Raw genomic sequence first — 24,489 nt, forward strand, 5'->3', positions numbered from 1 at the left:
AGTGGCATTGCTGGGCGCAGGCCTGGCCTGCGCCTTCACTACCCTCCTTGGCAGCACATCTCGTCCCTGTCGGCGCGCACAAGGGCGGGCCCGGGGTGTCGGCGTCAACCAGACCGTCCGACAACACGGAGAGCCATAGCGACCGGCACGGTCACAACTTTAGGTATTTTTCAAAAAAAGTGCGGGAAAGAAGCCGGGGCCTGTCGGCGACAGGCCCCGGGAGCACTACCCTTTCAGACCACCGAGGAACTCGGCGCGGGTGTCGGGCTGGGTCTTGAAGACGCCGCCCAGGGAGGTGGTGGTGGTGTAGGAGGTGGAGTCCATCACGCCACGGGCCTTCACGCAGAAGTGGGTCGCCTTGATGCTGATGGCCACGTCCCTGGTGCCAAGCAGGGTCTGCAACGCCAGCAGGATCTGCTGGGTCAGCCGCTCCTGTACCTGGGGACGGCGGGCGAAGAACTGCACGATGCGGTTGATCTTCGACAGGCCAATCACCTTGCCGCGGGGAATGTAGGCCACGTGGGCAAAGCCGTCTATGGTGACGAAGTGGTGCTCGCAGGTGCTGGTGAGGCTGATGTCCCGCACCATGATCATCTCGTCCACCTTCATCTTGTTCTCGATCACCGTCACCTTGGGGAAGGTGGCATAGTCGAGGCCGGAGAAGATCTCGTTCACGTACATCTTGGCAATGCGGTGCGGGGTCTCGGCCAGACTGTCGTCGGCCAGATCCAGTCCCAGCGTCTCCATGATGGCGCGCATATGACCTTCGATTTTTTCCTTTTTCTGCTGGCCGCTCAATTCATTGGCCACCAGAGGTGTCTCAAGGCCCTCGGCCTCGAGCGCCGCCCTGACCAACAGGGCTTCCTGGCTTAAGCTCGTCATCGTGTTTCTCTCCCACGCTCAGGGACTGTGCTGGCCTGCGGCATGGTGCCGCGGCGCAATCTTACAGGGCGATTATTGTCATAATTCTGTCTAACTCAAGCCCGGTGCCCGACTTTATGCCAAACCACCCCGTTTTGTCCGCACCGGCCTGCCCATTCGGGGGCAAGGCGCACGGCCGTGCCGCCTCTTCCCCAGCCACCATCTCGCACAAGCCTCGCTCTGGTTACCCATCAGGAGGTAATTCAACGGGATAGCGCCCCATAATCCGATCACTCCGGGGCATCTGCCCCCCATTACCGCACCTTCGGCCTGCCCATCGGAGCGGATTTTTGGGATAATCCGCCCCCTACACACCAGAGAGGTCATGATGATGGGATTCGATACCGGTGCACTCCTCCCCTTGGACAAGGCCCTGCAAGGGATGCTGGAACAACTCACCTGCTGCTGCGAGACGGAGCAGTTGCCCCTGCCCCAGGCGCTGGATCGGATCCTGGCCGAGGAGATAAGCTCCCCCCTCTTCGTCCCCCCCTTCGACAACGCCGCCATGGACGGCTATGCCGTGCGCCTGGCGGATCTCGCCGCCGGGGTGCCGCTCCCCGTGGCGGGCAAGGCCTTTGCGGGCCAGCCCTATGAGGGGGAGTGGCCCGCCGGCCACTGCATCCGCATCATGACCGGGGCCCCTGTGCCCCCGGGTGCAGACGCTGTGGTGATGCAGGAAGAAACGCAAGCCGGCGACAACGGGATCACTTTCCTGACCGCGCCCACTCCTGGCCAGAACATCCGTCGCCGCGGCGAGGATCTGGCGCAGGGTGCCCAGGTGCTCGAAAGCGGCCTTCGCCTGAGCCCCAGGGAGCTGCCGCTGCTCGCCTCCCTTGGCATCGCGAACGTCACGGTGCGCCGTCCCCTCAAGGTCGCCATCTTCAGCACAGGGGACGAGCTCAAGCCTCTGGGCACCCCGCTCCAGCACGGAGACATTTACGACTCCAACCGCTACGGGGTCAAGGCGATGCTGAGCCGCATGGGCTGTGAGTGCCTGGACCTTGGCATCATCCCCGACGATCCGGCTGCCCTGCGCGCCGCCTTCTTGCAGGCCGACCGCGAGGCCGATGCCCTGATCACCACCGGGGGAGTCTCGGTGGGGGAAGCGGACTTCACCAAGCAACTGCTCGAAGAGCTCGGGGAAATTGGCTTCTGGAAGCTCGCCATCAAGCCGGGCAAACCCTTCGCCTTTGGCCGGTTGCCAAACGCCTGGTTCTTCGGTCTGCCGGGCAACCCGGTCTCCGCCATGGTCACCTTCGATCAGCTGGTGCAACCGGCCCTGGCCAGACTGGCCGGTCAGCAGTTTGCACGCCCGCACCCCCTCCAGGCCCTGGCGACAGAGCCGCTCAAGAAGAGCCCGGGGCGCCTGGACTTCCAACGCGGCATCCTGAGCGTGGGCCCGAATGGCCTCGAGGTACGCAGCACCGGCTCCCAGGACTCCGGGGTGTTCAGCTCCCTGTCCCGGGCCAACTGCTACATCGTGCTCGAGCAGGAGCGCGGCAAGGTGGCCGCCGGTGAGACGGTCACCGTCGAGCCCTTCTCGGGGCTGCTGCTGTGAGCGAGATCCTGAGCGACGCCGAGCTCCTTCGCTACAACCGCCAGATCGTGCTCAAATCCTTCGACTTCGAGGGGCAGGAGGCGCTCAAGCAGTCACGCGTGCTGGTCATCGGCGCCGGGGGCCTCGGCTGCGCCGCCAGCCAGTATCTGGCGGTGGCCGGGGTCGGCCACCTCACCCTGGTGGATTTCGATCGGGTGGAGCTCTCCAATTTGCAGCGCCAGGTGCTGCACAGCGACGAGCGCATCGGCCAGCTCAAGGTGGAGTCCGCGGCGACGTCCCTGCGCGCCCTCACCCCCTGGCTCGAGGTGGAGACCCACGCAGCCCTCGCCGATGAGGCACTGCTCGATGCCCTGCTGCCAGGCCATCAGCTGGTGCTCGACTGCACCGACAACGTCGCCATCCGCAACCTCCTGAACCAGCGTGCCCGCCAGCACAAGGTGCCCCTGGTCAGCGGCGCCGCCATCCGGCTGGAAGGGCAGCTCTGCAGCTTCACCTGGCAGGACGATGAACCCTGCTACGCCTGTCTCAGCGCCCTCTTTGGCGATCAGGCCCTCACCTGTGTCGAGGCGGGGGTACTGGCCCCCGTGGTGGGACTGGTGGGCAGCCTGCAGGCGCTCGAAGCCATCAAGCTGCTGGCGGGCCTGGGCAAAAGCTACAGCGGCCGCCTGCTGGTGATCGACGGTCTGGGTGGCAGCTTTCGCGAGCTGAAGCTTCCCAAACGCCCCGACTGCCCGGTCTGCTCAAGGCCCTGAGCGGCAGAGCGCGCCCACAAAAAAGCCGAACCCCGGGGTTCGGCTTTTTTCATTGGGCTGCGGGTCGTCACAAAGGGCCTAGAAGATCCCCTTCGCCTTGACCTTCTTCATGCTCGCCACCTGGTTCGAGAGATCTTCGATGAGGGGCTCGGCCAGCTCGGACGAGCCAGCCCCCCGGACGGGCTGGCTGGCCAGGCGCTGGATCAGGCGGTGCTGCTCGCGAATGAGCCGGGACTGCTCCTCCAACTGGCGGGAGAGCAGCTGGATGCTGCCCGCAAGGGGGGCCAGATCCGCCTCTCCCCCCGCCGTCGGCAGCTTGCCCGCGATGGCCTCTGCCAGCAAATCGTGATCGAGCGGGGCCGGCAACCCCTGCTTCAGCTCGTCCCAGAGCCCGGTGGGCTGCTGCTCGCCGATGCGGCTCACAATCTCGTCCACCAGGCTGTCCGGAAGTGGCGCCGCCGCCTGCTGACCCAGACGCTGAACGATTTCATCCGCCAGCCCCCGGTTGTCCCCCTGCCCCAGCTGGGGAGCCAGCCTGGCCACGATTTCATCGATCAGGGTATCGGTCGCCACGGGCGCACTCCCTTCCCCCAGCTCGAAGCCGCAACTGGCGAAGACATGGCGCAGGGTCGAGAGGTTCACCTGCTCCGGGCCGAAGGCATTGGCCATCCCCTTGCACAGGCTCGGAGCCAGCACATACAGGAACATGCCGCTCAGGTAGATGTCCTTGTGAAAACGGCTCTTGGAGAAGTCGAACTCCTCCACGTCGTCCTGGATCTTGCGCGCCCGCTGATACCAGCTTTGCAAGATCCCGGCCGCATAGCGATCAGACTCCAGCGCACCCGGATCCATGAAGATGGAGAAGGTCATGCGCTTGAGTTGACTACTCATCGCCGACCTCGGCCATCACGGGCGCCTCACGGTACACCTCTTCCTCTTCCGTGGTGTAGAGGCAGATCTCCCGCGCCAGGGCGGACTGGGCATCGTCCAGCAGCTCCACCCGCTCCCCCAGGGTCGGATAGGCAGCCTTGATGGCATCGACGATCAGGGATGCGCCGCCACCGACCAGATAGATCCGGTTCGGGTTCTTGGCGAACTTCTTCGCCTCGTGGGCCACCTGGGATCCCAGCTCGTCGATCTTGTTCTGCATCTTCTCGAGGATCTTCGGGATCTGGCTCTCGTCGTTCACCACGTCCCGCACGAAGTTCATGTCGTGGCGGCGCTTGATGAATTCGTTGGCCACCAGATAGCTCGAATCGCTGTCTGCCGCCGCCAGCGCCTTGCGGGTCGCGTCGGTTACCATGGAGACGCCGATCTCGTTGTTGCCATACACATCGGAAACGTCGTCAAACTCGCCAACGATGATCCCCATGTCCAGGGTGGTGCCACCGCAGTCGATCACCAGCGTCTTGGTGAACTCGTTGCAGCCCGAGCCAATCAGGCGGGAGAGCGCCGCCGGCAGGCTTTCCGGCATCACCTCCACGCTGACGATGTTGAACAGCTCACCCTTGTTGAGGCTGATGGCCCGCATCAGGTTGCGGCGCTTCTTTTCGATCTTCTCTTCATTGCGCTGGCAGTCATCCGGGTTGTAGAACTCGGTGATGGGCAGGGTCACGGTGATGGCCACATCGCAGGGGGTCACGCCGGTCTGCAGCAGGGCATGGTGCACGGAGAGCAGGTTGAGATCGTCGTACTGGTACTCCACGTGGGTGGTGGCCAGGGACTTGTCGGAGGTGGCGTCGTAGGTGTACTTGGTGTTGCCTATCTCGTAGTTGTAGATCTTCTTGTCCTTGCGCAAGGCGGCACTCTTCCAATCCTTGCGAAAGGAGTTGGGGGAGATGATGGTCTTGAGCACCTTGTTCTCAATCCAGCTCACCTTGACGTTGGTTGAACCATCGTCGATGGCCATTTTCATTACTTCAGACATGAGGAAATACCTGTTCAATAGGGCAAGATGGGTCCGATTGCCTTGCCATCTGCCACTGGCAAGGCGATCGGACCAATACATACACGGGGGATCAAGGTCAAAAGGCGACAAGTCTAATGGGTTTCTAAAATCCGGTGAAGCAAATGATTGAACCCGGCGGGATCTTCCGCCGGCCAGGCGTGGTGACCATCCGGGGTGTGGATGGTGGCATTGGGCAGGGAGGCGAACTGCTCCACCCGCCGCGCCAGGGGCAGATAGTCGTGACTGGTGGAGATGATGGCCACCGGCTGCCAGAGGGTGCCGAGACGAGCCCGCACCGACCAGCCGGGCAGCGCCTCCAGCAGCGCCTTGTAGGTCTTCTTTTTGTTGCGCACGAAGCGCCCCCGGAAGGTGTGGCGCACCTGGGCGAGATCGGGGCCGGGAAAGAGCTCGCGACCGAGCCACCACGCCAGCGGCCGCATGCCGAACCAGCGCAGCCACTTGAGGCGCATGGCATAGCGCTCCTGCTCCTTTGGCGTCTCCAGCAGAAATTCGCTGAAGCCGTTGACCAGCACCAGCCCCTGCACCTTGTGGGGCAGTTGCAGCGCCAGCTCCAGCGCCACCATGGCACCGAGCGACAACCCCACTACCCAGGCAGGCTCGGGCTGTTCGTCGAGCCAGCGGGCCACATCCGCCGCCAGGGTGGGCACGTCAAAGGGCCCCTCCTGCATGCTCTGGCCGTGGCCGCGCAAGTCGATGGCCACCACCCGATAACGCTCGGAAAAACGCTCGATCTGCGCCTGCCAGTCGAGGCTGGAAGAGCCCAGCCCGTGCAGCAAGAGCAGCAAGGGCCCCTCCCCCGCACTGCGCAGGGCCAAGCCATGGGATTTCATTACCTGATTGCGACGCACCCGTCCCCCCTTTCTCGACGCCATGCCGACCACTCAGGGCCAGCCAATCCGTACTCCGGTCCCCCGTCTACCCCTCTCCCACCAGGCTCACCGCCTTGATGTAGGCGTAGAGGCGCATGGCCGGCGTCAGGGCGAGCCGCTGCGCGGAGCGGCTGGTGATCCGGGCCAGCAGTATCTGCTGCCCGAGAGCCAACTGCAACAGGGTCTGCCCCGGTCGCACCTCCCGCACCTCCAGCAGCCGGGTCTCGAGGCAATTGGAGAGGCTGGAGTGCACGATGGGCTCGGTGGCGATCACCAGATCCCGCGCCGCCACCTTGATCTGCAAGGGGCCTGCTTCATCGGGGGCATGCTCCATGGTCACCATCAGGGTCTGATCCCCGAGTCGCAGGGTCGCCATCTGCTCGTGCTCGTCGTAGTGGGCCAGGGTTGCCGAGAGCATGACCCCGACGTCGTCGCGACTGGCCAGCGACAGGTCGGTGCGGGCGAAGATCTCCTCTGGGGTGCCCTGGGCCTCCACCCGTCCCTCTGCCAGCAGCACCAGTCCATCGCAGAGCAGGCTCACCTCCTCCATGGCGTGGCTGACGAAGATCATGGCGATGCCGCTCTCCTGCTGCAAGCCCTTGAGCACGTGGGCCTGATGGATGCGGCTGCGCCTGTCCAGCGCCGAGAAGGGTTCATCCAGCAGCAGCAAGTCGGGCTCGGCCAGCAAGGCCCTGGCCAATGCCACCCGCTGACGCTGACCGCCGGAGAGGCCGTGGGCCGGTTGCCCCAGCAGCTCGGCAAAACCGAGGCGCGCAGCCAGATCCTCTGGCTGCCAGCGCCCCCTCCCCTTGCGAGCCGCCAGTTGCAGGTTGCCGAGCACGCTCAGGTGGGGGAAGAGACGAGCATCCTGAAACACCAGCCCGATGCGCCGCGCCTCGGGGGGCAGGGCTGCAAGCTCGCGCCCCTGCCAGCGCAGGGCATCGCCCGGGGCCTTGTCGAGCCCGGCGATGATGCGCAGCAGGGTGCTCTTGCCACAGCCCGAAGGACCGAACAGGCCGAGGATGCGGCTGGGGGGCAGCGCCAGATCGCACGCCAGGGTGAAGGGGCCGAAATCACGTCTGGCCTTGAGGTAGAGGCTCATCCGAACAGCCTCCGTTGCCGACGTTGCAGCACGCCGTAGACCAGCACCAGCATCACCAGGGAGAAGCCCATCAGGCCGCCTGCCAGAATATGGGCATTCTGGTAATCCATCGCCTCCACGTGATCAAACAGGGCGATGGAGAGCACCTGGGTCTCCCCGGGAATGTTGCCGCCGATCATCAGCACCACCCCGAACTCCCCCAGGGTGTGGGCAAAGCCCAGCGCCGCCGCCATCACGAAGCTGGGCAGCGTCATCGGCAGGATGATGCGAAAGAAGCGCTCAAACGGACCCATCCCCAGAGTGGCAGCAGCCTCCAGCTCCTTGTTGCCCATGTTGACGAAGGCGGAGGTGAGGGGTTGTACCACGAAGGGGAGCGAATAGATGACGGAGGCGATGAGCAGGCCGAGAAAGCTGAAGGCGAGCGGGGCCCCGAAAGTCTCCCGCCACCAGCCACCGAGGCCGTACTCCGGGGAGAAGGCCAGCAGCAGATAGAAGCCGAGCACGGTGGGCGGCAGCACCAGCGGCAGGGCCACCATGGCCTCCACCAGGGGGCGCAGCCGGTGCTGGCTGCGAGACAACCACCAGGCGAGCGGCGGCGACAGCAGCAGCAGGATGGCAGTGGTGCTGGCCGCCAGTTTCAGGGTCAACCAGACCGCCAGCAGATCCCCTTCACTCATAGGGTCCCCTCTCGGGTGTCGATAAAAAACAGGGCGCCGTCATGACGGGCGCCGTCTTGAGACACGTCAGGCACCGGATCTGGCCAGCACGGGGCTGGCCGGCCCCCGGCAGACGCCGGGCGCTTACTGCGGCAGGGCGTAACCCGCCGCCTTGATCTGCGCCTGTCCCGGCCCCTTGAGCCAGGCGACCAGGGCATCCACCGCCGCCCCTTTCTTCAGCACCAGGGCCTGCTGCTCGATGGGGGGATAGAAGCTGGCCGGCACCGCCCAGGCTTCGCCGGTCTTGCCCGCCTCCACCAGATTGGCCCAGGCGACGAAGCCCAGCTTCGCATTGCCGGTGTCGACGAACTGCCAGGTCTGGCTGATGTTGGTGCCGGTCAGCACCCGATACTGCTTGGGATCGATCTTGAGATGGGCCAGGGTCGCCATGGCGGCAGCGCCATAGGGCGCTGTCTTGGGGTTGGCGATGGCCAGCTCCCCCTGCCAGTGGCGCAAGGTGGCCTCGTCGGGAGCTGGCCCCCCCTTCTGCCAGAGGCCGAGCTGACCGATGGCATAGGTGAAGCGTTCGCTCCCCTTGCCTTCCGACTCCAGCTTTTGAGGGGTCGCCACGTCGGCCGAGAGGAAGAGATCGAAGGGCGCACCGTGGGTGATCTGGGTATAGAGCACGCCGGTGGCCGCCGAACTGATGACGACGCTGTGGCCGGTCTTGGCGGTGAACTCCTTGCCAATGCGCTCTATGGTGCCCTTGAAGTTGGCCGCCACCGCCACCTTGACCTCGTCAGCCAGCACAGCACCGCTGTACATGGCGCCGGCGCCCAGCACCAACAGGGATACCCATCTCTTCATTCCGTTGCTCCTTATGTTCCGGCACGGCCGGATCGATTGACACGAGCCCGAGGCTCACTCCCCTTGTTGCCAGCGGGCCAGGGCGGCGTCATCGCTCGCCCTGGCCTCGACCCAGCGTTGCACCCCGTCGGCGGTCAGCTCTTTTTTCCAGAACGGCGCCCGGGTCTTCAAGAAATCCATGATGAAGTGGCAGGCCTCGAAAGCCGCCTCGCGGTGGGCGCTGCTCACCACCACCAGCACGATCTGATCCCCGAGCAGCAGCTCGCCGATGCGGTGAATGAGGGTGCACTCCTGCAGCGGCCAGCGCCCGCGGGCCTCGGCCACGATGCCCGCCAGCGCCTTCTCGGTCATGCCGGGGTAGTGCTCGAGGGCCAGCCCCTTCACATGCTCCCCCTGATTGAAGTCGCGCACCTTGCCGACGAAGGTGACGATGGCGCCTGTGTCCTGCCGGGCAGCGAGGCGGGCATATTCGTCGGCCAGCGAGAAATCCTCCCGCTGCACCAGGATGCGATCGGTCATGGTTGCGTTGCTCATCCTTAACCTCCAGTCACCGGCGGGAAGAAGGCGACCTCATCCCCGTCATGGAGGGGGGTATCCAGCGGCACCAGGGTCTGGTTGACCGCCACCAGGAGCTTGCCGGATTCGAGCGCCAGCGCCCACTTGTCACCCCGCTCGCTCAAGGCGGCGCGAAGGGCATCGGCACTGGCGTAGTCGCAAGGCAGGCTGAGCTCGTCGCAGCCGACCAGCTCACGCACCTGGGCAAAAAACAGAACCTTGATCATGCCTGCTCTCCTTTGGTCGCACCCAGCTGGAAATGACCGGATTTACCGCCCTTTTTCTCCACCAGACGCACCTGCTCGATCACCATGTCCTTTTGCACCGCCTTGCACATGTCGTAGATGGTCAGGGCTGCCACCGAGGCGGCGGTGAGCGCCTCCATCTCCACCCCGGTCTTGCCCGAGAGCTTGCACAGGGTGCGGATATGGACCCGATTGTGCGCCGTCTGGGGGGCTATCTCTACCTCCACCCGGGTCAGGGCCAGGGGATGGCACAGGGGAATGAGGTCGGCGGTCTTCTTGGCCGCCATGATGCCGGCGATGCGGGCGGTGGCGAACACGTCCCCCTTGTGGTGCTGACCGCTCAGGATCAACGCCAGGGTCTCGGGGGACATGGTCACGAAAGCCTCGGCGCGGGCCTCGCGTTCGGTCACCTGCTTGTCGGTGACATCCACCATGTGGGCCTCGCCGCTCTGGTTGAGATGGGTCAGGTTCATCTATGCACCTATCGAAAAATAAGATGGATGATCCGGGTTTACTCCCGGGATCACAGATGGGTCACGAAGTTGCACGGCCGGGTACGGGCGTCGAGCTGATCCCGGATAAGCTGTTCCCAACCCAGACGGCAGGCGCCGGTGGAGCCGGGCAGGCAGCAGATCAGGGTGCGGTTGGCGAGCCCTGCCAGGGCACGGCTCTGCATGGCGGAGCCTTTTATCTCGGCAAACGAGAGCTGGCGGAACATCTCGCCAAAACCCTGCACCGTGCGCTCGAACAGCACGCCGACCGCCTCGGGCACCCGGTTCTGCTCGTTGAAGCCGGTGCCGCCGTTGATGAGCACCACCTGGACTCCCTCGTCGGCAATCCAGTCGCTCACCTGGGCGCGGATGCGAAACAGGTTGTCTGGGCAGAGCGCCCGGTCGGCCAGCACGTGGCCGGTCTGGGTCAGGGCCTCGACCAGATAGTCCCCCGAGCTGTCATCGGTAGCGGTGCGACTGTCGGAAACCGTCAGGACGGCGATCTTGAGAGGGATGAATTCGCTGTGTTTGGGTGCCATTGGGGCCATTCCTGTCAATCATTGACCACGAGAGGATGAGGTGAACGCGCCGCACCGTGGTGCCAGCCATGAAAGGAGCCGGTGGGCGCCGCGTTGCCGGGAAGGGATTCTATCAAAAGATGTCTGGCTGGGGGGCGTCATTGCCCATTAATCTCGAAGGCCGCCGGATCCCGGGGATCCGGCGGCCTTCCCATCAGAAGCCTGGCACCCCTTTCATGTCAGGCAGTTGGTGCGCAATCCCCTTGTGGCAGTCGATGCAGGTGTTGGCCCCGCTTGCCAGGTTGGTGGAGTGCATCTGGGCGGCCCGACGCCCTTGCAGGGAGAAGTCCATGTACTCGAAGTTGTGGCAGTTGCGGCACTCGCGCGAATCCGTCTCCTTCATCCGCTGCCACTCCCGCTCGGCCATCTCCCGCCGGTGGGATTCAAACTTCTCGCGGGTATCCACCTTGCCGGTGATCATGCCCCACAGCTCCTTGGAGGCCTGCACCTTGCGGATGATCTTGTAGGTCCATTCGTGGGGTACGTGGCAATCCGGGCAGCTGGCCCGCACGCCGGAGCGGTTGGCGTAGTGGATGGTGTCGCGGTACTCCACGAACACGTTGTCCTTCATCTCGTGGCAACCGGTGCAGAAGGCCTCGGTGTTGGACGCTTCCATGGCGGTGTTGAACCCGCCCCAGAAGATGACGCCACCAAAGAAGCCCATCAGCAGGATGACCCAGAGGGCCGCCTTCGACGGTGACTTGAAGGTGGTCCACAGACGCTGCACAAAGCCGGGTAATTTCATCTACGGGTTCCTCAGTTCAGCGCTTCAACCGGTTTGAAGGTATTGTTCACCAGCGGCTTGGCGTCCGCTTGCGGCACGTGGCACTGCAGACAGAAGTAGCGACGCGGAGAGACTTCGCCCAGGGTCATGCCGTCGCGGGTCTCGAAGTGGGTGGGGCTTATCTTGGGGGCCTTCATGGCACTGGCGTTCTTGAAGCTGTGACAGGCCAGGCACTTGTTGACCTTGTTGTCCACTTCATAGTTGCGGGTGTCGTGGGGGATCAGCGGGGGCTGGTGCATGTACTGGCGATCGTAGAGGTCGCCATCCTTGCGAAAGTTCTTCATGGGGGCCGCGTCGGCATCCGTCACCAGATCCGTGCTTCCCCGCTCCGACTTGATGCCCCCCGTGCTGTTGGTGATCTCGGGGACGGCCGCCATCAAGGAACCCGCCATCAGGCAGGCCAGCATTGCTCCAATCAGCTTCTTCATTATGTGTTCTCCGACGTTTTCTCTGCCTTGACGGCAAAACCTACAGTGATTTCAAAAACTTGCTCCGCGCAGACATCGATGCAACGGCCGCAGTTGGTACACTCCTGAGCCGCAATCAAGGGCCCGTGACCACGCCTGGCACCGTGAACGGGGCCGCGCAGGATGGGACGCTCCGGGCAGACCGCATAACAATCCATGCAGTTGCTGCACCGCTCGCGCCCCGAGGCTGCAATCTTGATGAACCCGACCCGGTTGACCAGGGCGTAGAAGGCCCCCACCGGACAGAGGTGGCCGCACCAGCCCCGCTCCACCACAAAAAGGTCGAACAGGAACAGCGCCGCCAGCAGGCCCCAGCCCGCCCCCATGCCAAACAGCAGGCCCCGCAGGGTGAGCGACACCGGATTGACCAGCTCCCACACCAGCACGCCTGTGATGGCCGGCGCCACCAGCACCATGGCCAGCAGCCAGTAGCGGGTAGCTCGGTTGAACTGACCATTGCCCTTGAGCCCGAGCCGCCCCCTGAGCCAGGCGGCGGCATCGGTGACCAGGTTGACCGGACAGACCCAGGAGCAGAACACCCGCCCCCCGACCAGCCAGTAACCCGCGAGCACCAGCCCGGCCCCGAGCCAGAGGGTGGGGATGGGCCACTGGCCCGCCGCCACCGACTGCAACAGGGTCAGGGGATCCGTGAGGGGCACCGTCTCCAGCAGCAGGGAGCTGGAGAGGTTGCCCTTGAGGATCCAGATGCCCGCGAGCGGCCCCAGCAGGAACAGCCCCAGCACCCCGAACTGGCAGAGCCGGCGCAGCAGCAGGAAGCGGTGTGACCGCCACCAGCCCAGCCTGGCCGTGGCCTCGGCCCCCGGATACCGACTCATAGACCCTCCGGTTTGCGGGTCGGCAGGGTCAGTCGCTCACCGATGAGGGACTTGCCCGCCTTCTCCTTCTCTTCCCAGCCGAGCCGGTAGTGGTGACCCAGCTCCCCCTTGGCGAGCCCGCGAGGTACCACCTTGATGGCCGCCTCCTCCAGCACGCAGGCGTGCTCGCACTTGCCGCAGCCGGTGCAGACAGCGCTGTGCACCGTGGGCAGGAACATGGCGTGCTTGCCGGTGCGCGGGTTATGTTGCAGCTCCAAGGTAATGGCCTTGTCGATGAGGGGGCAGACCCGGTAGCAAACGTCGCAGCGCAGCCCCAGGTAGTTGAGGCAGGTCTCGTGATCGATGAGCACCGCCACCCCCATCCGCGCCTGATCGATGTCGGTCATGGCCCGATCCAGCGCCCCGCTCGGGCAGGCCGCCACGCAGGGGATGTCGTCACACATCTCGCACGGAACGGCGCGCGCCTTGAAGTAGGGGGTGCCGGTGGTCACGGGTTCAAACAGCCGGGCGAGCTTGAGGGTGTCGTAGGGGCAGGCCAGGGCGCAGAGCCCGCAGCGCACGCAGGCGCCGAGAAACTCGGCCTCGTCGAGGGCCGCCGGCGGGCGCAGCACCTGGGCAGGCAAAGCCTGCACCTGCTGGCGCGCCACGCCGCCAAGCCCGGCCCCGAGGAGTCCCACGGAGCAGGCCCCCTTGGCCATGTCGGCCAGAAACTGGCGCCGACTACGACTCATCTCGCGCTCCCCCGCCTCAGGCCTTCATGACCTTGACGGCGCACTTCTTGTAATCCGTCTCCTTGGAGAGCGGATCCGTGGCGTCCAGGGTCAGCTTGTTGACCAGCTGGCTCGCGTCGAAGAAGGGCATGAACACCAGTCCCTTGGGCGGACGGTTGCGGCCCCGGGTCTCGACCCGGGTCTTCACCTCGCCCCGGCGGGAGGAGACGATCACCTCTTCCCCACGGCGCACGCCACGGGCCTTGGCATCTTCCGGGTGCATGAACAGCACCGCATCCGGGAAGGCGCGATAGAGCTCGGGGACCCGACGGGTCATGGTGCCGGTGTGCCAATGCTCCAGCACGCGGCCGGTGGAGAGCCACATGTCGTACTCTTTGTCCGGAGCCTCGGCGGCGGGTTCATAGGGCAGCGCGAAGATGACCGCCTTGCCGTCGGGCTTGCCGTAGAAGCGCACCCCCTCCCCCGCTTTCACGTAAGGATCGAACCCTTCGCGATAGCGCCACAGGGTCTCCTTGCCATCCACCACAGGCCAGCGCAGGCCACGGGCCTCGTGATACTGATCGAACGGCGCCAGATCGTGGCCATGGCCGCGACCGAAGGAGGCGTACTCCTCAAAGAGCCCCTTCTGGACGTAGAAACCAAAGTGCTCGGCCTCGTCGTTCAGGGCCCCCTTGCTCTGCTCTTTCGGGAACTGGTTCACCTGGCCGTTGGCATAGAGCACGTCGAACAGGGTCTTGCCCTTCACTTCCGGCATCTTGGCAATCAACTCAGCCGGCCACACCTCTTCCACGGTGAAGCGCTTGGAGAACTCCATCAGCTGCCACAGGTCGGACTTGGCGCCTTCCGGTGCCTTCACCTGCTGGTGCCAGAACTGGGTGCGACGTTCGGCGTTGCCGTAGGCCCCCTCTTTCTCCACCCACATGGCGGTGGGCAGGATGAGGTCAGCCGCCTGGGCGGTCACGGTCGGATAAGGGTCGGAGACCACGATGAAGTTGGCCGAGTTGCGATAACCGGGCAGCGCCTCTTCGTTCATGTTCGGGCCGGCCTGCATGTTGTTGTTGCACATCACCCAGTAGGCGTTGAGCTTGCCGTCTTTCAGCATGCGGTTTTGCAGCACGGCGTGGTAGCCCACCTGCTCCGGGATGGTGCCTTCCGGCAGCTTCCAGATCTTCTCGGCGATGGCGCGGTGTTTGGGATCCGTGACCACCATGTCCGCCGGCAGACGGTGGGCGAAGGTACCCACTTCACGGGCGGTACCACAGGCGGAGGGCTGGCCGGTCAGGGAGAAGGGGCCGGAGCCCGGCTGGGAGATCTTGCCGGTCAGCAGGTGGATGTTGTAGCAGAGGTTGTTGGCCCAGACGCCCCGGGTGTGCTGGTTGAAGCCCATGGTCCAGTAGGAGACCACCTTCTTATCCGGATCCGCATAGGTCTGGGCCAGCTTCTCGAGCTTGTCCTTGGGCACGCCGGAGAGCTTGGAGACGGACTCCAGATCGTAATCTGCCACGAACTTGGCGAAATCGTCGAAGCTCATGGGGGTGGAGTCGCCACTGTCCGGGTTCTTGGCCTTTTGCTGCAGCGGGTTGGTGGGACGCAAGCCGTAGCCGATGTCGGTCACCCCTTTGCGGAACTGGGTGTGCTTGTTGACGAACTCCCAGTTCACCTTGTCGTTCTGGATGATGTAGTTGGCGATGTAGTTGAGGATCGCCAGATCGGTCTGGGGGGTGAACACCAGTCCGTTGTCCGCCAGCTCGAAGCTGCGGTGCTCGAAGGTGGAGAGCACGTGCACCTGCACATCCTGGTGGGACAGACGGCGATCGGAGATGCGCGACCAGAGGATGGGGTGCATCTCGGCCATGTTGGAGCCCCACAGCACGAAGGCGTCGGCCTGCTCGATGTCGTCGTAGCAGCCCATGGGTTCATCCATGCCGAAGGTACGCATGAAGCCCACCACCGCGGAGGCCATGCAGTGACGGGCATTGGGATCCAGGTTGTTGGAGCGCAGGCCTGCCTTCATCAGCTTGGCGGCGGCATAGCCTTCCCAGACGGTCCACTGGCCGGAGCCGAACATGCCGACGGCGGTCGGGCCCTTCTCTTTCAGGGTCGCTTTGAACTTCTCGGCCATGATGTCGAAGGCCTGATCCCAGCTGATGGGGGCGAAGTTGCCGTTCTTGTCGAACTTGCCGTTCGTCATGCGCAGCATGGGCTGGGTCAGGCGATCCTCCCCGTACATGATCTTGGAGAGGAAGTAGCCCTTGATGCAGTTCAGGCCACGGTTGACCGGTGCATCGGGATCCCCCTGGGTCGCCACGACGCGGCCAGCCTGGGAGCCCACCAGCACGGAGCAACCTGTCCCGCAGAAGCGGCACGGCGCCTTGTCCCAGGTGATGGCGGTCTTGTCGGTACTGGTGATCAGATTCGCCGCCAGAGTGGGGGCACTGACACCGGCCACGGCAGCGGCTGCCGCCACCGCATTGGCCTTCATAAAGTCGCGTCGACTCAGCTTCATGACATATCCTCGCATTGCTTAATCACATCAATGACAGCCATTGTGACGAGCCGCGCTGGCTCAGCTCCATGGCGCTTTATTCCTTTGCTCTGGGCTTTTCGTTCATCGAACGCAGACAACAGACCCGGCATCCCGTGTATTACCCGTGGCGGTCAGCGAACGACTCTTGCGCTTCTGCCACATGACGCCTTATTCCCCATCTTCGGCGTCCATTTCATCGAACTGGTGGTAGATCAGGGCCGCAGAGAGCACCCCGGGCAACCCCTGAATGGTGTCGATGGCAGCCATGATGGGGCGCTGGCTCGGCCCCTCCAGGGTCACCACCAGCTTGCCCTCCTCGCTGACGGCGTGGATCTCGGCCCCGTCCAGGGTCGCAATCCGCTCTGCCAGGGCGTGGCGCAGATCGGGCTGGGTCAGCACCACCAGGCTGGATACATGGAACTCTTCTCGCGTCATATCACCGTTTTCCAACTTGTTCGTCTCTTGGGTCATCGCGAAGCCTCGCCACGAGACAGACCGATGCTGATGCTGCCCACCGGGCAATCCGCCACGCAGGCCCCGCAGCCATTGCACGACTCGGCATGGATGCTGGGGGTGGGTACGCGCCCCAGCCGGGGGGAAAAGCGGATGGCCTGCTGCTCGCAGCTGTCCTGACAGCGCTGGCAGAACACCTGGGCAGTGGCCAGACAGCCCGCCTCGATATGGGCCACATACTCCCAGGGTGTCTGGGTTGTCGGCCTGAACACCGGCGCCTGGCAGGCGCTGACGCACTCGGTGCAGAAGGTGCACTCGCCGCGGTGAAAATCCACCGTGGGGAAGCCTCCGTCTCCCTTGATCAGGATCTGCTCCGGACAGGCCGCCAGACAGTCGCCGCAGCGGGTGCAGCCGGCCACGAACTCGTCCCAGGAGACGGACCAGGGCAACTGGATCCCGGCCTTGGGGGCGCTCAGGCGTCCCCGAAACAGGCCTCTGCGTGACAAGTTGACCCCATCGGTCATATCGACTCCTCTTTTCGGGGACGGATGCCCCCGCGCGGATCCCGTGACTGGCATTTTCAATACCAATTATAAGCGTGGGTGTATATTGCGGCCCTGACAAGTCAGGGGATATACCACCAGGGAGATAAACAGGGGGGATTCTTGCGCTGGATCAAACCCTTGGCGCAATTAGACACAGCAGGGGCAAGGTAAATTACCCCTATGTGAGGATTGATAATTAATCGAAGGTTATTTGAGGTGCACGGCGGCTGTCAGCCGCCGATGGAGGCCAGGTGAGGGGTCATGCCTGCATTGCCTTCATGGAGGCGATGGGTGGCGGCCTTGCCGGTCAGCGCCTGGCGAATACGCCATTGTAGCGCCTCCTGCTGGCTGTCATCGGTGAGCAGATCCCGCAGTTCCACCCCGTTGTCGCCAAAGAGACACAGGTGCAGCTTGCCCTTGGAGGAGACCCGCAGCCGGTTGCAACCGGCGCAAAAATCCTTGCTGTAGGGCATGATGAGCCCCACCCCGCCCCTCGAGTCCGAGTGCGTGAACACCTGGGCAGGGCCATCATCCACGCCGCGCAGCTGCTGCACCCAGCCGCTCTCTTGCAGACGCTGCTTGATGAGTTCACCGCTGGTATGGTGATCGCGAAACAGGGCGTCCATCTCGCCGGTCTGCATCAGTTCGATGAAACGAAGCTCGATGGGTTTGTCCCGGATCCAGGCGAGGAATGTCTCGAGCTGATGATCATTGAGCCCCTTGAGCAGCACGGCGTTGATCTTGACCGACCGAAAACCGGCACTCAGGGCGGCATCTATCCCCGCCATCACCTCCGCCAGCTTGTTCTCGCCGGTGATCTGGTGGAACTGGCGGGGATCCAGGCTGTCGACGCTGACGTTCAGGGCCGTCAGCCCCGCATCGAACCACTCGCGGGCACGCTCCTTGAGGCGATACCCGTTGGTGGTCATGGCCACCTTCTCGATGCCGGGAGTATTGGCCACCGTCTCGATGATGGCCGTGAAGTCGCGACGCAGGGAGGGCTCGCCTCCGGTCAGACGCACCTTGCGCGTCCCCATGGCGGCAAACCCGGAGACGACGCGACGGATCTCCTCCAGGGAGAGGAAGGACTGGCGCCCCTCACCGTCTCCTTTCGGCGGCTGATAGCCGTCCGGCAGACAGTAGGTACAGCGGAAATTGCAGACGTCGGTGACCGACAGACGCAAATAGTAAAAGCGACGGGAAAAACCATCTTCAAGTGGCAACATAAACACCTTTCCAAATACGGGAGGCCAGGGCATTTCTTTCCTGACCCTTTCAGCTCGAGCATCGGCTGACGGCGATCTCCCCCTATCTCAATGACTTAGGCAAAATCGCTCGGAGTTCATCTAGTTTTTCGATGCTAGCACAACTTGGAGTACACTCCCATGCTACTTTGTGGGGTCTTTGTGGGTGAAAAGGGAGCCGGTCGGCATGGGAAAATGGTTCAGAGTGCAGTCGGTCAGCAGCGCCATCGGTCGCTCCATGGTGCTGATCCTGTTCATGGCCAGCCTGATCGCCGTGGTGGCCATGGTCACCCTCTTCTATTCGGTTCCCGATGCCAAGGCCATCAATCTGTCGGGATCTCTGCGCATGCAGGCCTACCGCATGGCCTATGAAATCGAGAAGGATCAGGTCGTCCTCGGCCGGCTCGCCCAGTTTGAACAGACCCTTCATGCCCCCGAGCTGCAGGAGACCCAGCGCTGGATCACGCCCGCCTCCCTGCGCCGCACCTATGGTGAAGTCCTGCTGCAATGGCAAGTGATGCGCGAACACATCGAGAATGCCACCCCCAGCCGTTATACCGACAATACGGAACAGTTCGTCGCCGCCATCGATGACTTCGTCAACCAGATGCAGTACCACGTGGAGTTCAAGGTTCGCATGCTGGCCCTGGCAGAGGGATTGGGTCTGCTCGCCATCATCACCATCGCCTGGTGCACGGTGCGCTTCACCCGCCAGCAGGTGGTGGCGCCCCTCAATCAGCTGGTCTATTGCGCACGCCAGATCCAGCGTCAGGAGTTCGATCTCACCCTGCCCCCCCACTGTGAAAACGAGCTGGGAGAGCTGTCGGGGGCGTTCGCGACCATGGCCGACGAGCTTGGCAAACTCTACCGGGAGCTGGAGAGCAAGGTGGAGGAGAAAACGGCCAAGCTGCAACAGGCCAACGACACCCTCTCCTTCCTCTATTCCACCGCCCAGAAACTGCACGCGGCGCCACTCAGCCGCCGCACCCTGCAAAAGCTGCTGGAGCGGGCCGCCGCCCACCAGCACATCGAGTACATCCGCCTCACCCGCTTCGAGCACAATGCGATGCCGGTCTACATCACAGGTCGCAAGGGGTGGCCGGGGGATCTGGACGCCGTGGTGAGCTTCTACCTGCAGATGGATGACGAGGAGTACGGCCGGCTCGACATGATAAGCGACCACCCCATCGACGAGCGGCTGATGAAGAACTTCTCCATGTTGCTGGCCCAGGTGCTGCACAAGGATCAGACCCTGCTGCAGCACCAGCGCCTGCTGCTGATGGAAGAGCGCGCCGTCATCGCCCGTGAACTGCACGACTCCCTCGCCCAGGCCCTCTCTTACCTGAAGATCCAGGCCACTCTGCTCAAGCGCTCCTTCGCCAAGGGGGACAGGGCCAAGACCGAGGCAGCCATGGAGCAGATCGACGAGGGACTCAGCAATGCTTATACCCAGTTGCGCGAACTGCTCGGCACCTTCCGCCTCAGCATCGGCGATGCCAACCTGGGTGAAGCCATCGCGGTCATGCTCGAGCAGCTCAAACCCCAGACGCACGCCGACATCAGGCTCCAGTACGGACTGACGGACACCGACCTTGAAGCGGGGCAGCACATCCACATCCTGCAGCTGATCCGTGAGGCAGTGCTCAATGCCATCAAGCATGCCAGCGCGCGGCACATTGACGTTAGCTGTGAGACCCTGGCTGATGGTAACATCCAGGTTCAGATTGCAGACGATGGTGTTGGAATAAGGGGCGCAAGCTCGGCGGTGAATCACTACGGTCTCAGCATCATGAATGAACGCGCCAGCAAATTGCGCGGCCAGTTGACCATCAGTGAACCGCCCTCCGGGGGCACCCGCATACACCTGACCTTTCCCACCAGCCTAACAAGAGACGCCTGATGGACGAGATGAAATACAGTGTTCTGGTCGTGGATGACCACCCCCTGATGCGCAAGGGAATTGTGCAACTGCTGGAGTTGGAAGATAACATCGACGTGGTTGGCGAGGCCTCCAACGGCACCGACGCCGTGGCCATGGCCAAAGAGTCCGAACCGGACCTTATCCTGCTCGACCTCAACATGAAGGGGTTGTCAGGTCTCGATACCCTCAAGGCGCTGCGGGCCGAAGAGGTGACTTCCCGCGTGGTGATCCTGACCGTCTCTGACGCCCGCCAGGATGTGGTTGCCCTGCTCAAGGCAGGCGCGGACGGCTATCTGCTCAAGGACACCGAGCCTGACATGCTGCTGGCCCAGCTGGCTGACGTGATGACCGGCAAGCAGATCCTGAGCGAGCCGCTACGTCCCTATCTCGAGAACATCTACGAGCTGGACCACCTGCAGCAGAAGCTGGAGAGCCTGACCCGACGCGAGATGCAGATCATGCGTGAAATCGCCAAGGGGTTGTCCAACAAGCAGGTCGCCTCCGTGCTCCATATCTCCGAGGGAACCGTCAAGGTCCACGTCAAGAGCCTGCTGAAAAAGCTCGAGGCCCAAAGCCGCGTCGAAGCAGCCGTCATGTACCTGGAACAGCGCAACTGAGGTCCCGGCCTCCTGCCAGCAAGGGGTCACCATCCGTGCCTCCTTGCTGGCCCCCTCTTCTTTTCCCCAAATGGCGCGGAACCCGGTGCTCTATTGAGTAGATGGATTATTATTTTCATGACATCGCACGGGAAGGAAACATCGACATGACCTTTGAGCAGATAGAGCTGGTCCAGAAAGCCTGGGGCAGGGTGAGCGCCCTGAACAACAGCTATGTCCAGGAGGTGTATGAAGAGCTGTTCAGATTGTCCCCCGAACTCAGGGCCCTCTTTCCCCCACATCAGGAGCTGCCCGTTGCCAAGGTGTCGGACACCCTGAACACCGTCATCACCAGCCTCTCCCAACTGGATGCACTGGGTTTCATCATTCGCGATCTCGGCAGGCGTCACCAGCGATTCAACGTTCAACCCCACCAGTTTGCACTGCTCAAACAGGCGCTGACCCAGGTGCTGGCACGGCGTCTCGGCAGTGGCTTTACCCCGGCACTGGCACAGGCCTGGTCGCAGATGTATGACGAGATAGCCGCCCTGATGCTGGACGGCATGACACAGCACACCGAATTCACCACCTGATCCCCTGGCCTTTGCCCCCAATCGCTGAATGGGTCTGTAACAGGCATTTTGCATGAATCAAATTTGCAATATGCGAAAATAGACTCATTCTGCACACAGGGTATGTTCGGCGCCCTTACACCTCACCTGAATCCCTTTCGCACTGCCTTGCCTGCATTCGCGACATCAAATCACAATAGATTGATTTTAAATGGATATTAAAAATAACCACGGGAAATGACTCACCCCTTCGCCACGCCACCTCTCTCTGGCACGGTCACTGCATTGTCACATTCAGCAATGACTGATTAGGAGGATGGAACATGAAACTTCAACAACTGGCACTGTTCCCCTTGCCGTCCCACATTCTGCCCGGCGGCAAGCTCCCCCTTCGCCTGTTCGAGCCGCGCCACCTGCAGATGCTCAAGGAGTCCTTCCTCGAGGATCGGGGTTTTGGCATCGTGATGGAAGAGACTACCAGCACGGGTACCTGCGGACGGATTCTCCCGGTCGGAACCCGCGTCAAGGTGACTGATTTTTATACCCTCAACGACGGTTTGCTCGGGGTCACCGTGCTCGGCCTTGAACGCTTCTGCATCCACGAGATGGAAACGGATAGCGCAGGCCTCAGGCACGCCCAGGTCGAGCCGTTGCCCAACTGGCCGAGTGCGGATTCTGATGTCAGCGACAACCAGCTGGTCAGCCGATTGAGAGAAGTCTTTGCACAATATCCGGAACTGGATGAGCTCTATCCGGACAAGCAGTTCGACGATGCAGCCTGGCTCTGCCAACGCTGGCTCGAGATCCTGCCCATGCCGATCTATGAAAAACAGATGTTGATTGCCAAACAAAACAGTGAAGCGGCGCGCCAGTTCTTGCGCCGACTGATCGCACAGTGAGTCAAAGAGTGAGTCAACGGTTGGTTTGCAAAACGCGAATTCTCGGCACTGCATTCTTATAATGAAAAAATGAGAATTGCATTTTGCAATCACGGTAGCGATAAATAACACACAACTCAGCTACAGGCCGCAAATAACAGGTTTTGAAAAGTTGGCACGACTTTTTCATATAAAACCGTACAACCCGATTTATCCCGTGCTCTCTTCAGTATTTGCTGAAGAATTGGTCAACCACCAGGTTGACCATTTTTTTTACCCAAAATCGGCCGGCATCACCTGCAATGGCGGAGCAGGCAGCTTCGCAGCCTGGCAAGACTGATGGGTTTGGCCAGAAAATCGTTCATGCCCTGAGCAAGGCAGCGGGCCCTGTCCTCCATCATGGCATTGGCCGTCAACGCGACAATGGGCACCTCGCACCCCATGTCCCGTAGGCGCCGGGTCGCCTCCAGCCCATCCATCTGCGGCATCCGCATATCCATCAGGACAAGGTCCGGCTGCTGCTTCGCCACCTGTGCCAGGGCCTCCAGACCATTGCCTGCCAGCCTCACCCTGCACACCAGCTTCTGCAGCATCAGGGATACCACCAGCTGATTGACCGGACTGTCTTCCACCACCAGCACATCCAGCTCCAGTCTGGCGCACTCTTCACTGCCGGGGGCGGTGGCCGGAGCACAGGGAGAGGCCATCCCGGGCAGCTCGAACCAGAAGCAGCTTCCCAGCCCAGGCGTGCTCTGCACGCAAATATCTCCCCCCATCAGCTGCACCAGCCGCCTGCAGATGGCCAGTCCGAGCCCCGAGCCGGAGAAGCGGCGGGTTGCCGAACTGTCGACCTGATAGAAGGGTTCGAACAGCAACGCCTGATCCTCGGTGGAGATGCCGATCCCCGTGTCGCTGACCATGACCCCCAACTTTTCCTCCTCCCAGGTCAACGCCAGACGCACGCTGCCGGCGGAGGTGAACTTCACGGCATTGCCAAGCAGGTTGCCTATCACCTGGGAGAGGCGGACGGCATCCCCTTGAAGGCGTTCGGGGAGCGTCTCATCCAGATGCCAGTGCAGTGTGATTCCCTTGGCACTGGCTTGTGCCTGCAAGGGCTCCACCAGGGCACGGCACAGCTCGGCTGGCTGAAAGGGTTCACAGTGCAGCGTCAGGGTATGTGACTCTATTTTCGAGAAATCGAGCACGTCGTCGATGATGGTCTGCAACAGATGCGCAGAGTGGGTGGCATGGCCGATGAGGGTCTGTTGCGGAGTGTCGAGCCGGCCGTGCTGCAGCAGATCCAGCATCCCCAGCACGGCGTTCATGGGAGAGCGGATCTCGTGGGTCATCATGGCGAGGAACTGGGATTTGGCACGGTTGGCCGTCTCGGCATCGTCCCTCGCCCGCGCCAGCTCCTGCTCGCGGCGGATCTGGCTGCCTATCTCCCGCGCCGTACCCCGATAGCCGAGGAAGCGGCCACCGGCATCATGGCAAGGCTCCGCATTGATCTCCATCCAGCAAGGCCCGCCCGCCAGCATCACCTGGGCCCGCATTCCCCGCACCGGCAGATGGTGGGCGATCAGGTGCCGGTAGTGGCTCCAGGCCGGGTCCTGCTTGTCGTGGGCAAAATCATAGAGGCTTCTCCCCGTCTGGCGGGCCAGCACTTCCCCCTGATAGCCAGGTGCAGAGACATAGCTGAGCCTGTGCTGGGGATCGGTCTCCCAGAACCAGTCGGAGGCCATGGCGGCAAAACTGCGAAAACGCTGTTCGCTGGCCTGCAGGGCCAGGGTCTTGAGGTCAACCTGTTCTTGCAGGCGAGCCCGATAGGCGATGTTGACCAGGGCCTGGGAGATGAGCGGGCGACAACGCTGCATCGCCGCCTTGCTCTTGAGATCGAAGGTGCCCGCCACGCTGTGCCGGCAGATGAGCACACCGGAAAACCCCGGTCCCTGCAAGCCTGTCATCATGACGCTGGCCCAGCCCGGCGCCCCCGCCAGCGGCGCCAGCTCAGGCAGTTGGGCGGGATCATAGATGACCAGGGTCTCCCCCTCGATGGCCCTGAAGAAGAGCGGTGTCAGCGACCAGGTCCGGCCCACCTCGTCCGGCTGGGTGCTCAGATGGGTGCTGCCCCCTACGGCCTCCCAGGCGACCACGTCCGCCTGTTCGAATCCGATAAAGGGCTTGAGAGCAAGAATGAGACTCTCCAGTACCTGCTCCAGACTCTGGGCCTGTGCCAGGGTCGCCACCCCGCACAGCAGGGCTTGGGACTCCTCCCGATATCTGGCCTCCCGCTCCCGGCAACGCATCAGCTCCACCAGCGTGGTTTGCAGTTTGTCACCCAGGGTTTCGAGTTCGCTATTGCCTATCATCTT

The 24,489-nt window shown here is 63.0% G+C and carries 26 protein-coding genes and 1 riboswitch; of the genes, 6 read left to right on the forward strand and 20 right to left on the reverse strand.

The annotated features are described in order from the left end of the window. Window positions 1–225 precede the first annotated feature (225 nt). Window positions 226–882, reverse strand: a complete 657-nt coding sequence (gene folE, locus BN1120_RS18450; protein WP_010674171.1) for a GTP cyclohydrolase I FolE — start codon at window positions 880–882, stop codon at window positions 226–228. Between the two features lie 370 nt (window positions 883–1,252). Between folE and moeA the strand changes: the two genes are divergently transcribed. After that, entirely contained in the window at window positions 1,253–2,479 is a 1,227-nt protein-coding gene (gene moeA / locus BN1120_RS18455; protein ID WP_042017480.1) for a molybdopterin molybdotransferase MoeA, read from the forward strand. After that, window positions 2,476–3,231, forward strand: coding sequence for a molybdopterin-synthase adenylyltransferase MoeB (moeB, locus tag BN1120_RS18460; protein WP_042017455.1), 756 nt, complete (start codon window positions 2,476–2,478; stop codon window positions 3,229–3,231). The genes moeA and moeB overlap by 4 nt, the downstream gene beginning before the upstream one ends. Window positions 3,232–3,309: 78 nt before the next feature. On the opposite strand, the gene BN1120_RS18465 is transcribed toward moeB, so the two are convergent. The 18 genes from BN1120_RS18465 to moaA all read right to left on the reverse strand — a co-directional run bounded on the left by BN1120_RS18465 (window position 3,310) and on the right by moaA (window position 18,132). After that, on the reverse strand, window positions 3,310–4,122 hold the full coding sequence (locus BN1120_RS18465; protein ID WP_231959389.1) for a hypothetical protein: 813 nt from the start codon (window positions 4,120–4,122) through the stop codon (window positions 3,310–3,312). Further along, window positions 4,115–5,158 (reverse strand): plasmid segregation protein ParM domain-containing protein, encoded by a 1,044-nt coding sequence (parM, locus tag BN1120_RS18470; protein WP_231959390.1) that lies wholly within the window; start codon window positions 5,156–5,158, stop codon window positions 4,115–4,117. The genes BN1120_RS18465 and parM overlap by 8 nt, the downstream gene beginning before the upstream one ends. A gap of 113 nt (window positions 5,159–5,271) precedes the next feature. After that, window positions 5,272–6,048, reverse strand: coding sequence for an alpha/beta fold hydrolase (locus tag BN1120_RS18475; RefSeq protein WP_042017457.1), 777 nt, complete (start codon window positions 6,046–6,048; stop codon window positions 5,272–5,274). A 67-nt stretch (window positions 6,049–6,115) separates the two neighbouring features. Beyond that, on the reverse strand, window positions 6,116–7,171 hold the full coding sequence (gene modC / locus BN1120_RS18480; protein WP_042017459.1) for a molybdenum ABC transporter ATP-binding protein: 1,056 nt from the start codon (window positions 7,169–7,171) through the stop codon (window positions 6,116–6,118). Further along, a complete protein-coding gene (modB, locus tag BN1120_RS18485) occupies window positions 7,168–7,848 on the reverse strand; it encodes a molybdate ABC transporter permease subunit (RefSeq protein ID WP_010674165.1) in 681 nt (226 codons plus the stop codon). The genes modC and modB overlap by 4 nt, the downstream gene beginning before the upstream one ends. Before the next feature lie 123 nt (window positions 7,849–7,971). Further along, window positions 7,972–8,694 carry a molybdate ABC transporter substrate-binding protein gene (gene modA, locus BN1120_RS18490; RefSeq protein WP_042017460.1) on the reverse strand — a complete coding sequence of 241 codons (723 nt, stop codon included), beginning with the start codon at window positions 8,692–8,694 and terminating at the stop codon, window positions 7,972–7,974. Window positions 8,695–8,748: 54 nt separating this feature from the next. Then, entirely contained in the window at window positions 8,749–9,228 is a 480-nt protein-coding gene (gene moaE / locus BN1120_RS18495) for a molybdopterin synthase catalytic subunit MoaE (RefSeq protein ID WP_042017461.1), read from the reverse strand. Between the two features lie 2 nt (window positions 9,229–9,230). Beyond that, the gene (moaD, locus tag BN1120_RS18500) at window positions 9,231–9,476 is read right to left on the reverse strand and encodes a molybdopterin synthase sulfur carrier subunit (protein WP_010674162.1); all 246 of its coding nucleotides are present in this window, start codon (window positions 9,474–9,476) and stop codon (window positions 9,231–9,233) included. Continuing rightward, complete coding sequence (gene moaC / locus BN1120_RS18505; RefSeq protein ID WP_042017462.1) at window positions 9,473–9,967, reverse strand: cyclic pyranopterin monophosphate synthase MoaC; 495 nt, start codon at window positions 9,965–9,967, stop codon at window positions 9,473–9,475. Before moaC ends, moaD begins: the two co-directional genes overlap by 4 nt. A gap of 50 nt (window positions 9,968–10,017) precedes the next feature. Beyond that, window positions 10,018–10,524 carry a molybdenum cofactor biosynthesis protein B gene (gene moaB, locus BN1120_RS18510; RefSeq protein WP_042017463.1) on the reverse strand — a complete coding sequence of 169 codons (507 nt, stop codon included), beginning with the start codon at window positions 10,522–10,524 and terminating at the stop codon, window positions 10,018–10,020. A 193-nt stretch (window positions 10,525–10,717) separates the two neighbouring features. After that, window positions 10,718–11,308, reverse strand: coding sequence for a cytochrome c3 family protein (locus tag BN1120_RS18515; RefSeq protein WP_042017465.1), 591 nt, complete (start codon window positions 11,306–11,308; stop codon window positions 10,718–10,720). A gap of 11 nt (window positions 11,309–11,319) precedes the next feature. Then, the gene (locus BN1120_RS18520; protein WP_029314277.1) at window positions 11,320–11,775 is read right to left on the reverse strand and encodes a nitrate reductase cytochrome c-type subunit; all 456 of its coding nucleotides are present in this window, start codon (window positions 11,773–11,775) and stop codon (window positions 11,320–11,322) included. Then, window positions 11,775–12,650, reverse strand: a complete 876-nt coding sequence (gene napH, locus BN1120_RS18525) for a quinol dehydrogenase ferredoxin subunit NapH (RefSeq protein ID WP_042017466.1) — start codon at window positions 12,648–12,650, stop codon at window positions 11,775–11,777. Before napH ends, BN1120_RS18520 begins: the two co-directional genes overlap by 1 nt. Next, window positions 12,647–13,381 (reverse strand): ferredoxin-type protein NapG, encoded by a 735-nt coding sequence (napG, locus tag BN1120_RS18530; RefSeq protein ID WP_042017468.1) that lies wholly within the window; start codon window positions 13,379–13,381, stop codon window positions 12,647–12,649. Before napG ends, napH begins: the two co-directional genes overlap by 4 nt. Before the next feature lie 16 nt (window positions 13,382–13,397). Then, on the reverse strand, window positions 13,398–15,887 hold the full coding sequence (napA, locus tag BN1120_RS18535) for a nitrate reductase catalytic subunit NapA (RefSeq protein WP_042017470.1): 2,490 nt from the start codon (window positions 15,885–15,887) through the stop codon (window positions 13,398–13,400). A 189-nt stretch (window positions 15,888–16,076) separates the two neighbouring features. Further along, complete coding sequence (locus BN1120_RS18540) at window positions 16,077–16,379, reverse strand: chaperone NapD (protein ID WP_010674154.1); 303 nt, start codon at window positions 16,377–16,379, stop codon at window positions 16,077–16,079. Further along, window positions 16,376–16,885 (reverse strand): ferredoxin-type protein NapF, encoded by a 510-nt coding sequence (gene napF / locus BN1120_RS18545; protein ID WP_010674153.1) that lies wholly within the window; start codon window positions 16,883–16,885, stop codon window positions 16,376–16,378. Before napF ends, BN1120_RS18540 begins: the two co-directional genes overlap by 4 nt. A gap of 251 nt (window positions 16,886–17,136) precedes the next feature. Further along, a complete protein-coding gene (gene moaA / locus BN1120_RS18550) occupies window positions 17,137–18,132 on the reverse strand; it encodes a GTP 3',8-cyclase MoaA (protein ID WP_042017472.1) in 996 nt (331 codons plus the stop codon). After that, window positions 18,120–18,259: riboswitch (molybdenum cofactor riboswitch) on the reverse strand. Its footprint overlaps the gene before it by 13 nt. 78 nt (window positions 18,260–18,337) lie before the next feature. On the opposite strand from moaA, the gene narQ reads away from it, so the two are divergent. From narQ to BN1120_RS18570, 4 genes are all read left to right on the forward strand, one after another. After that, window positions 18,338–20,050 (forward strand): nitrate/nitrite two-component system sensor histidine kinase NarQ, encoded by a 1,713-nt coding sequence (gene narQ / locus BN1120_RS18555; RefSeq protein ID WP_041215515.1) that lies wholly within the window; start codon window positions 18,338–18,340, stop codon window positions 20,048–20,050. Next, entirely contained in the window at window positions 20,050–20,688 is a 639-nt protein-coding gene (narL, locus tag BN1120_RS18560) for a two-component system response regulator NarL (protein ID WP_039038841.1), read from the forward strand. The genes narQ and narL overlap by 1 nt, the downstream gene beginning before the upstream one ends. 146 nt (window positions 20,689–20,834) lie before the next feature. Beyond that, complete coding sequence (locus BN1120_RS18565; RefSeq protein WP_039038868.1) at window positions 20,835–21,260, forward strand: globin domain-containing protein; 426 nt, start codon at window positions 20,835–20,837, stop codon at window positions 21,258–21,260. Window positions 21,261–21,562: 302 nt separating this feature from the next. Next, the gene (locus BN1120_RS18570) at window positions 21,563–22,138 is read left to right on the forward strand and encodes an LON peptidase substrate-binding domain-containing protein (protein ID WP_010674148.1); all 576 of its coding nucleotides are present in this window, start codon (window positions 21,563–21,565) and stop codon (window positions 22,136–22,138) included. Window positions 22,139–22,410: 272 nt separating this feature from the next. Here the strand turns inward: BN1120_RS18570 and BN1120_RS18575 are convergent, their stop codons facing one another. Further along, window positions 22,411–24,486 carry an ATP-binding protein gene (locus tag BN1120_RS18575; protein ID WP_042017475.1) on the reverse strand — a complete coding sequence of 692 codons (2,076 nt, stop codon included), beginning with the start codon at window positions 24,484–24,486 and terminating at the stop codon, window positions 22,411–22,413. Window positions 24,487–24,489: the final 3 nt, after the last annotated feature.

This window comes from Aeromonas caviae (genome assembly GCF_000819785.1).
GTDB classification, from domain to species: Bacteria; Pseudomonadota; Gammaproteobacteria; order Enterobacterales; family Aeromonadaceae; genus Aeromonas; species Aeromonas caviae.

Excerpts from the sequence above, each read along its gene's own strand:
- folE (WP_010674171.1), bottom strand. The coding sequence starts at position 882 with ATGACGAGCTTAAGCCAGGAAGCCCTGTTGGTCAGGGCGGCGCTCGAG.
- moeA (WP_042017480.1), top strand. The coding sequence starts at position 1,253 with ATGGGATTCGATACCGGTGCACTCCTCCCCTTGGACAAGGCCCTGCAA.
- BN1120_RS18465 (WP_231959389.1), bottom strand. The coding sequence starts at position 4,122 with ATGAGTAGTCAACTCAAGCGCATGACCTTCTCCATCTTCATGGATCCG.
- parM (WP_231959390.1), bottom strand. The coding sequence starts at position 5,158 with ATGTCTGAAGTAATGAAAATGGCCATCGACGATGGTTCAACCAACGTC.
- modC (WP_042017459.1), bottom strand. The coding sequence starts at position 7,171 with ATGAGCCTCTACCTCAAGGCCAGACGTGATTTCGGCCCCTTCACCCTG.
- modB (WP_010674165.1), bottom strand. The coding sequence starts at position 7,848 with ATGAGTGAAGGGGATCTGCTGGCGGTCTGGTTGACCCTGAAACTGGCG.
- modA (WP_042017460.1), bottom strand. The coding sequence starts at position 8,694 with ATGAAGAGATGGGTATCCCTGTTGGTGCTGGGCGCCGGCGCCATGTAC.
- moaE (WP_042017461.1), bottom strand. The coding sequence starts at position 9,228 with ATGAGCAACGCAACCATGACCGATCGCATCCTGGTGCAGCGGGAGGAT.
- moaD (WP_010674162.1), bottom strand. The coding sequence starts at position 9,476 with ATGATCAAGGTTCTGTTTTTTGCCCAGGTGCGTGAGCTGGTCGGCTGC.
- moaC (WP_042017462.1), bottom strand. The coding sequence starts at position 9,967 with ATGAACCTGACCCATCTCAACCAGAGCGGCGAGGCCCACATGGTGGAT.
- moaB (WP_042017463.1), bottom strand. The coding sequence starts at position 10,524 with ATGGCACCCAAACACAGCGAATTCATCCCTCTCAAGATCGCCGTCCTG.
- BN1120_RS18515 (WP_042017465.1), bottom strand. The coding sequence starts at position 11,308 with ATGAAATTACCCGGCTTTGTGCAGCGTCTGTGGACCACCTTCAAGTCA.
- BN1120_RS18520 (WP_029314277.1), bottom strand. The coding sequence starts at position 11,775 with ATGAAGAAGCTGATTGGAGCAATGCTGGCCTGCCTGATGGCGGGTTCC.
- napH (WP_042017466.1), bottom strand. The coding sequence starts at position 12,650 with ATGAGTCGGTATCCGGGGGCCGAGGCCACGGCCAGGCTGGGCTGGTGG.
- napG (WP_042017468.1), bottom strand. The coding sequence starts at position 13,381 with ATGAGTCGTAGTCGGCGCCAGTTTCTGGCCGACATGGCCAAGGGGGCC.
- napA (WP_042017470.1), bottom strand. The coding sequence starts at position 15,887 with ATGAAGCTGAGTCGACGCGACTTTATGAAGGCCAATGCGGTGGCGGCA.
- BN1120_RS18540 (WP_010674154.1), bottom strand. The coding sequence starts at position 16,379 with ATGACCCAAGAGACGAACAAGTTGGAAAACGGTGATATGACGCGAGAA.
- napF (WP_010674153.1), bottom strand. The coding sequence starts at position 16,885 with ATGACCGATGGGGTCAACTTGTCACGCAGAGGCCTGTTTCGGGGACGC.
- moaA (WP_042017472.1), bottom strand. The coding sequence starts at position 18,132 with ATGTTGCCACTTGAAGATGGTTTTTCCCGTCGCTTTTACTATTTGCGT.
- narQ (WP_041215515.1), top strand. The coding sequence starts at position 18,338 with ATGGGAAAATGGTTCAGAGTGCAGTCGGTCAGCAGCGCCATCGGTCGC.
- narL (WP_039038841.1), top strand. The coding sequence starts at position 20,050 with ATGGACGAGATGAAATACAGTGTTCTGGTCGTGGATGACCACCCCCTG.
- BN1120_RS18565 (WP_039038868.1), top strand. The coding sequence starts at position 20,835 with ATGACCTTTGAGCAGATAGAGCTGGTCCAGAAAGCCTGGGGCAGGGTG.
- BN1120_RS18570 (WP_010674148.1), top strand. The coding sequence starts at position 21,563 with ATGAAACTTCAACAACTGGCACTGTTCCCCTTGCCGTCCCACATTCTG.
- BN1120_RS18575 (WP_042017475.1), bottom strand. The coding sequence starts at position 24,486 with ATGATAGGCAATAGCGAACTCGAAACCCTGGGTGACAAACTGCAAACC.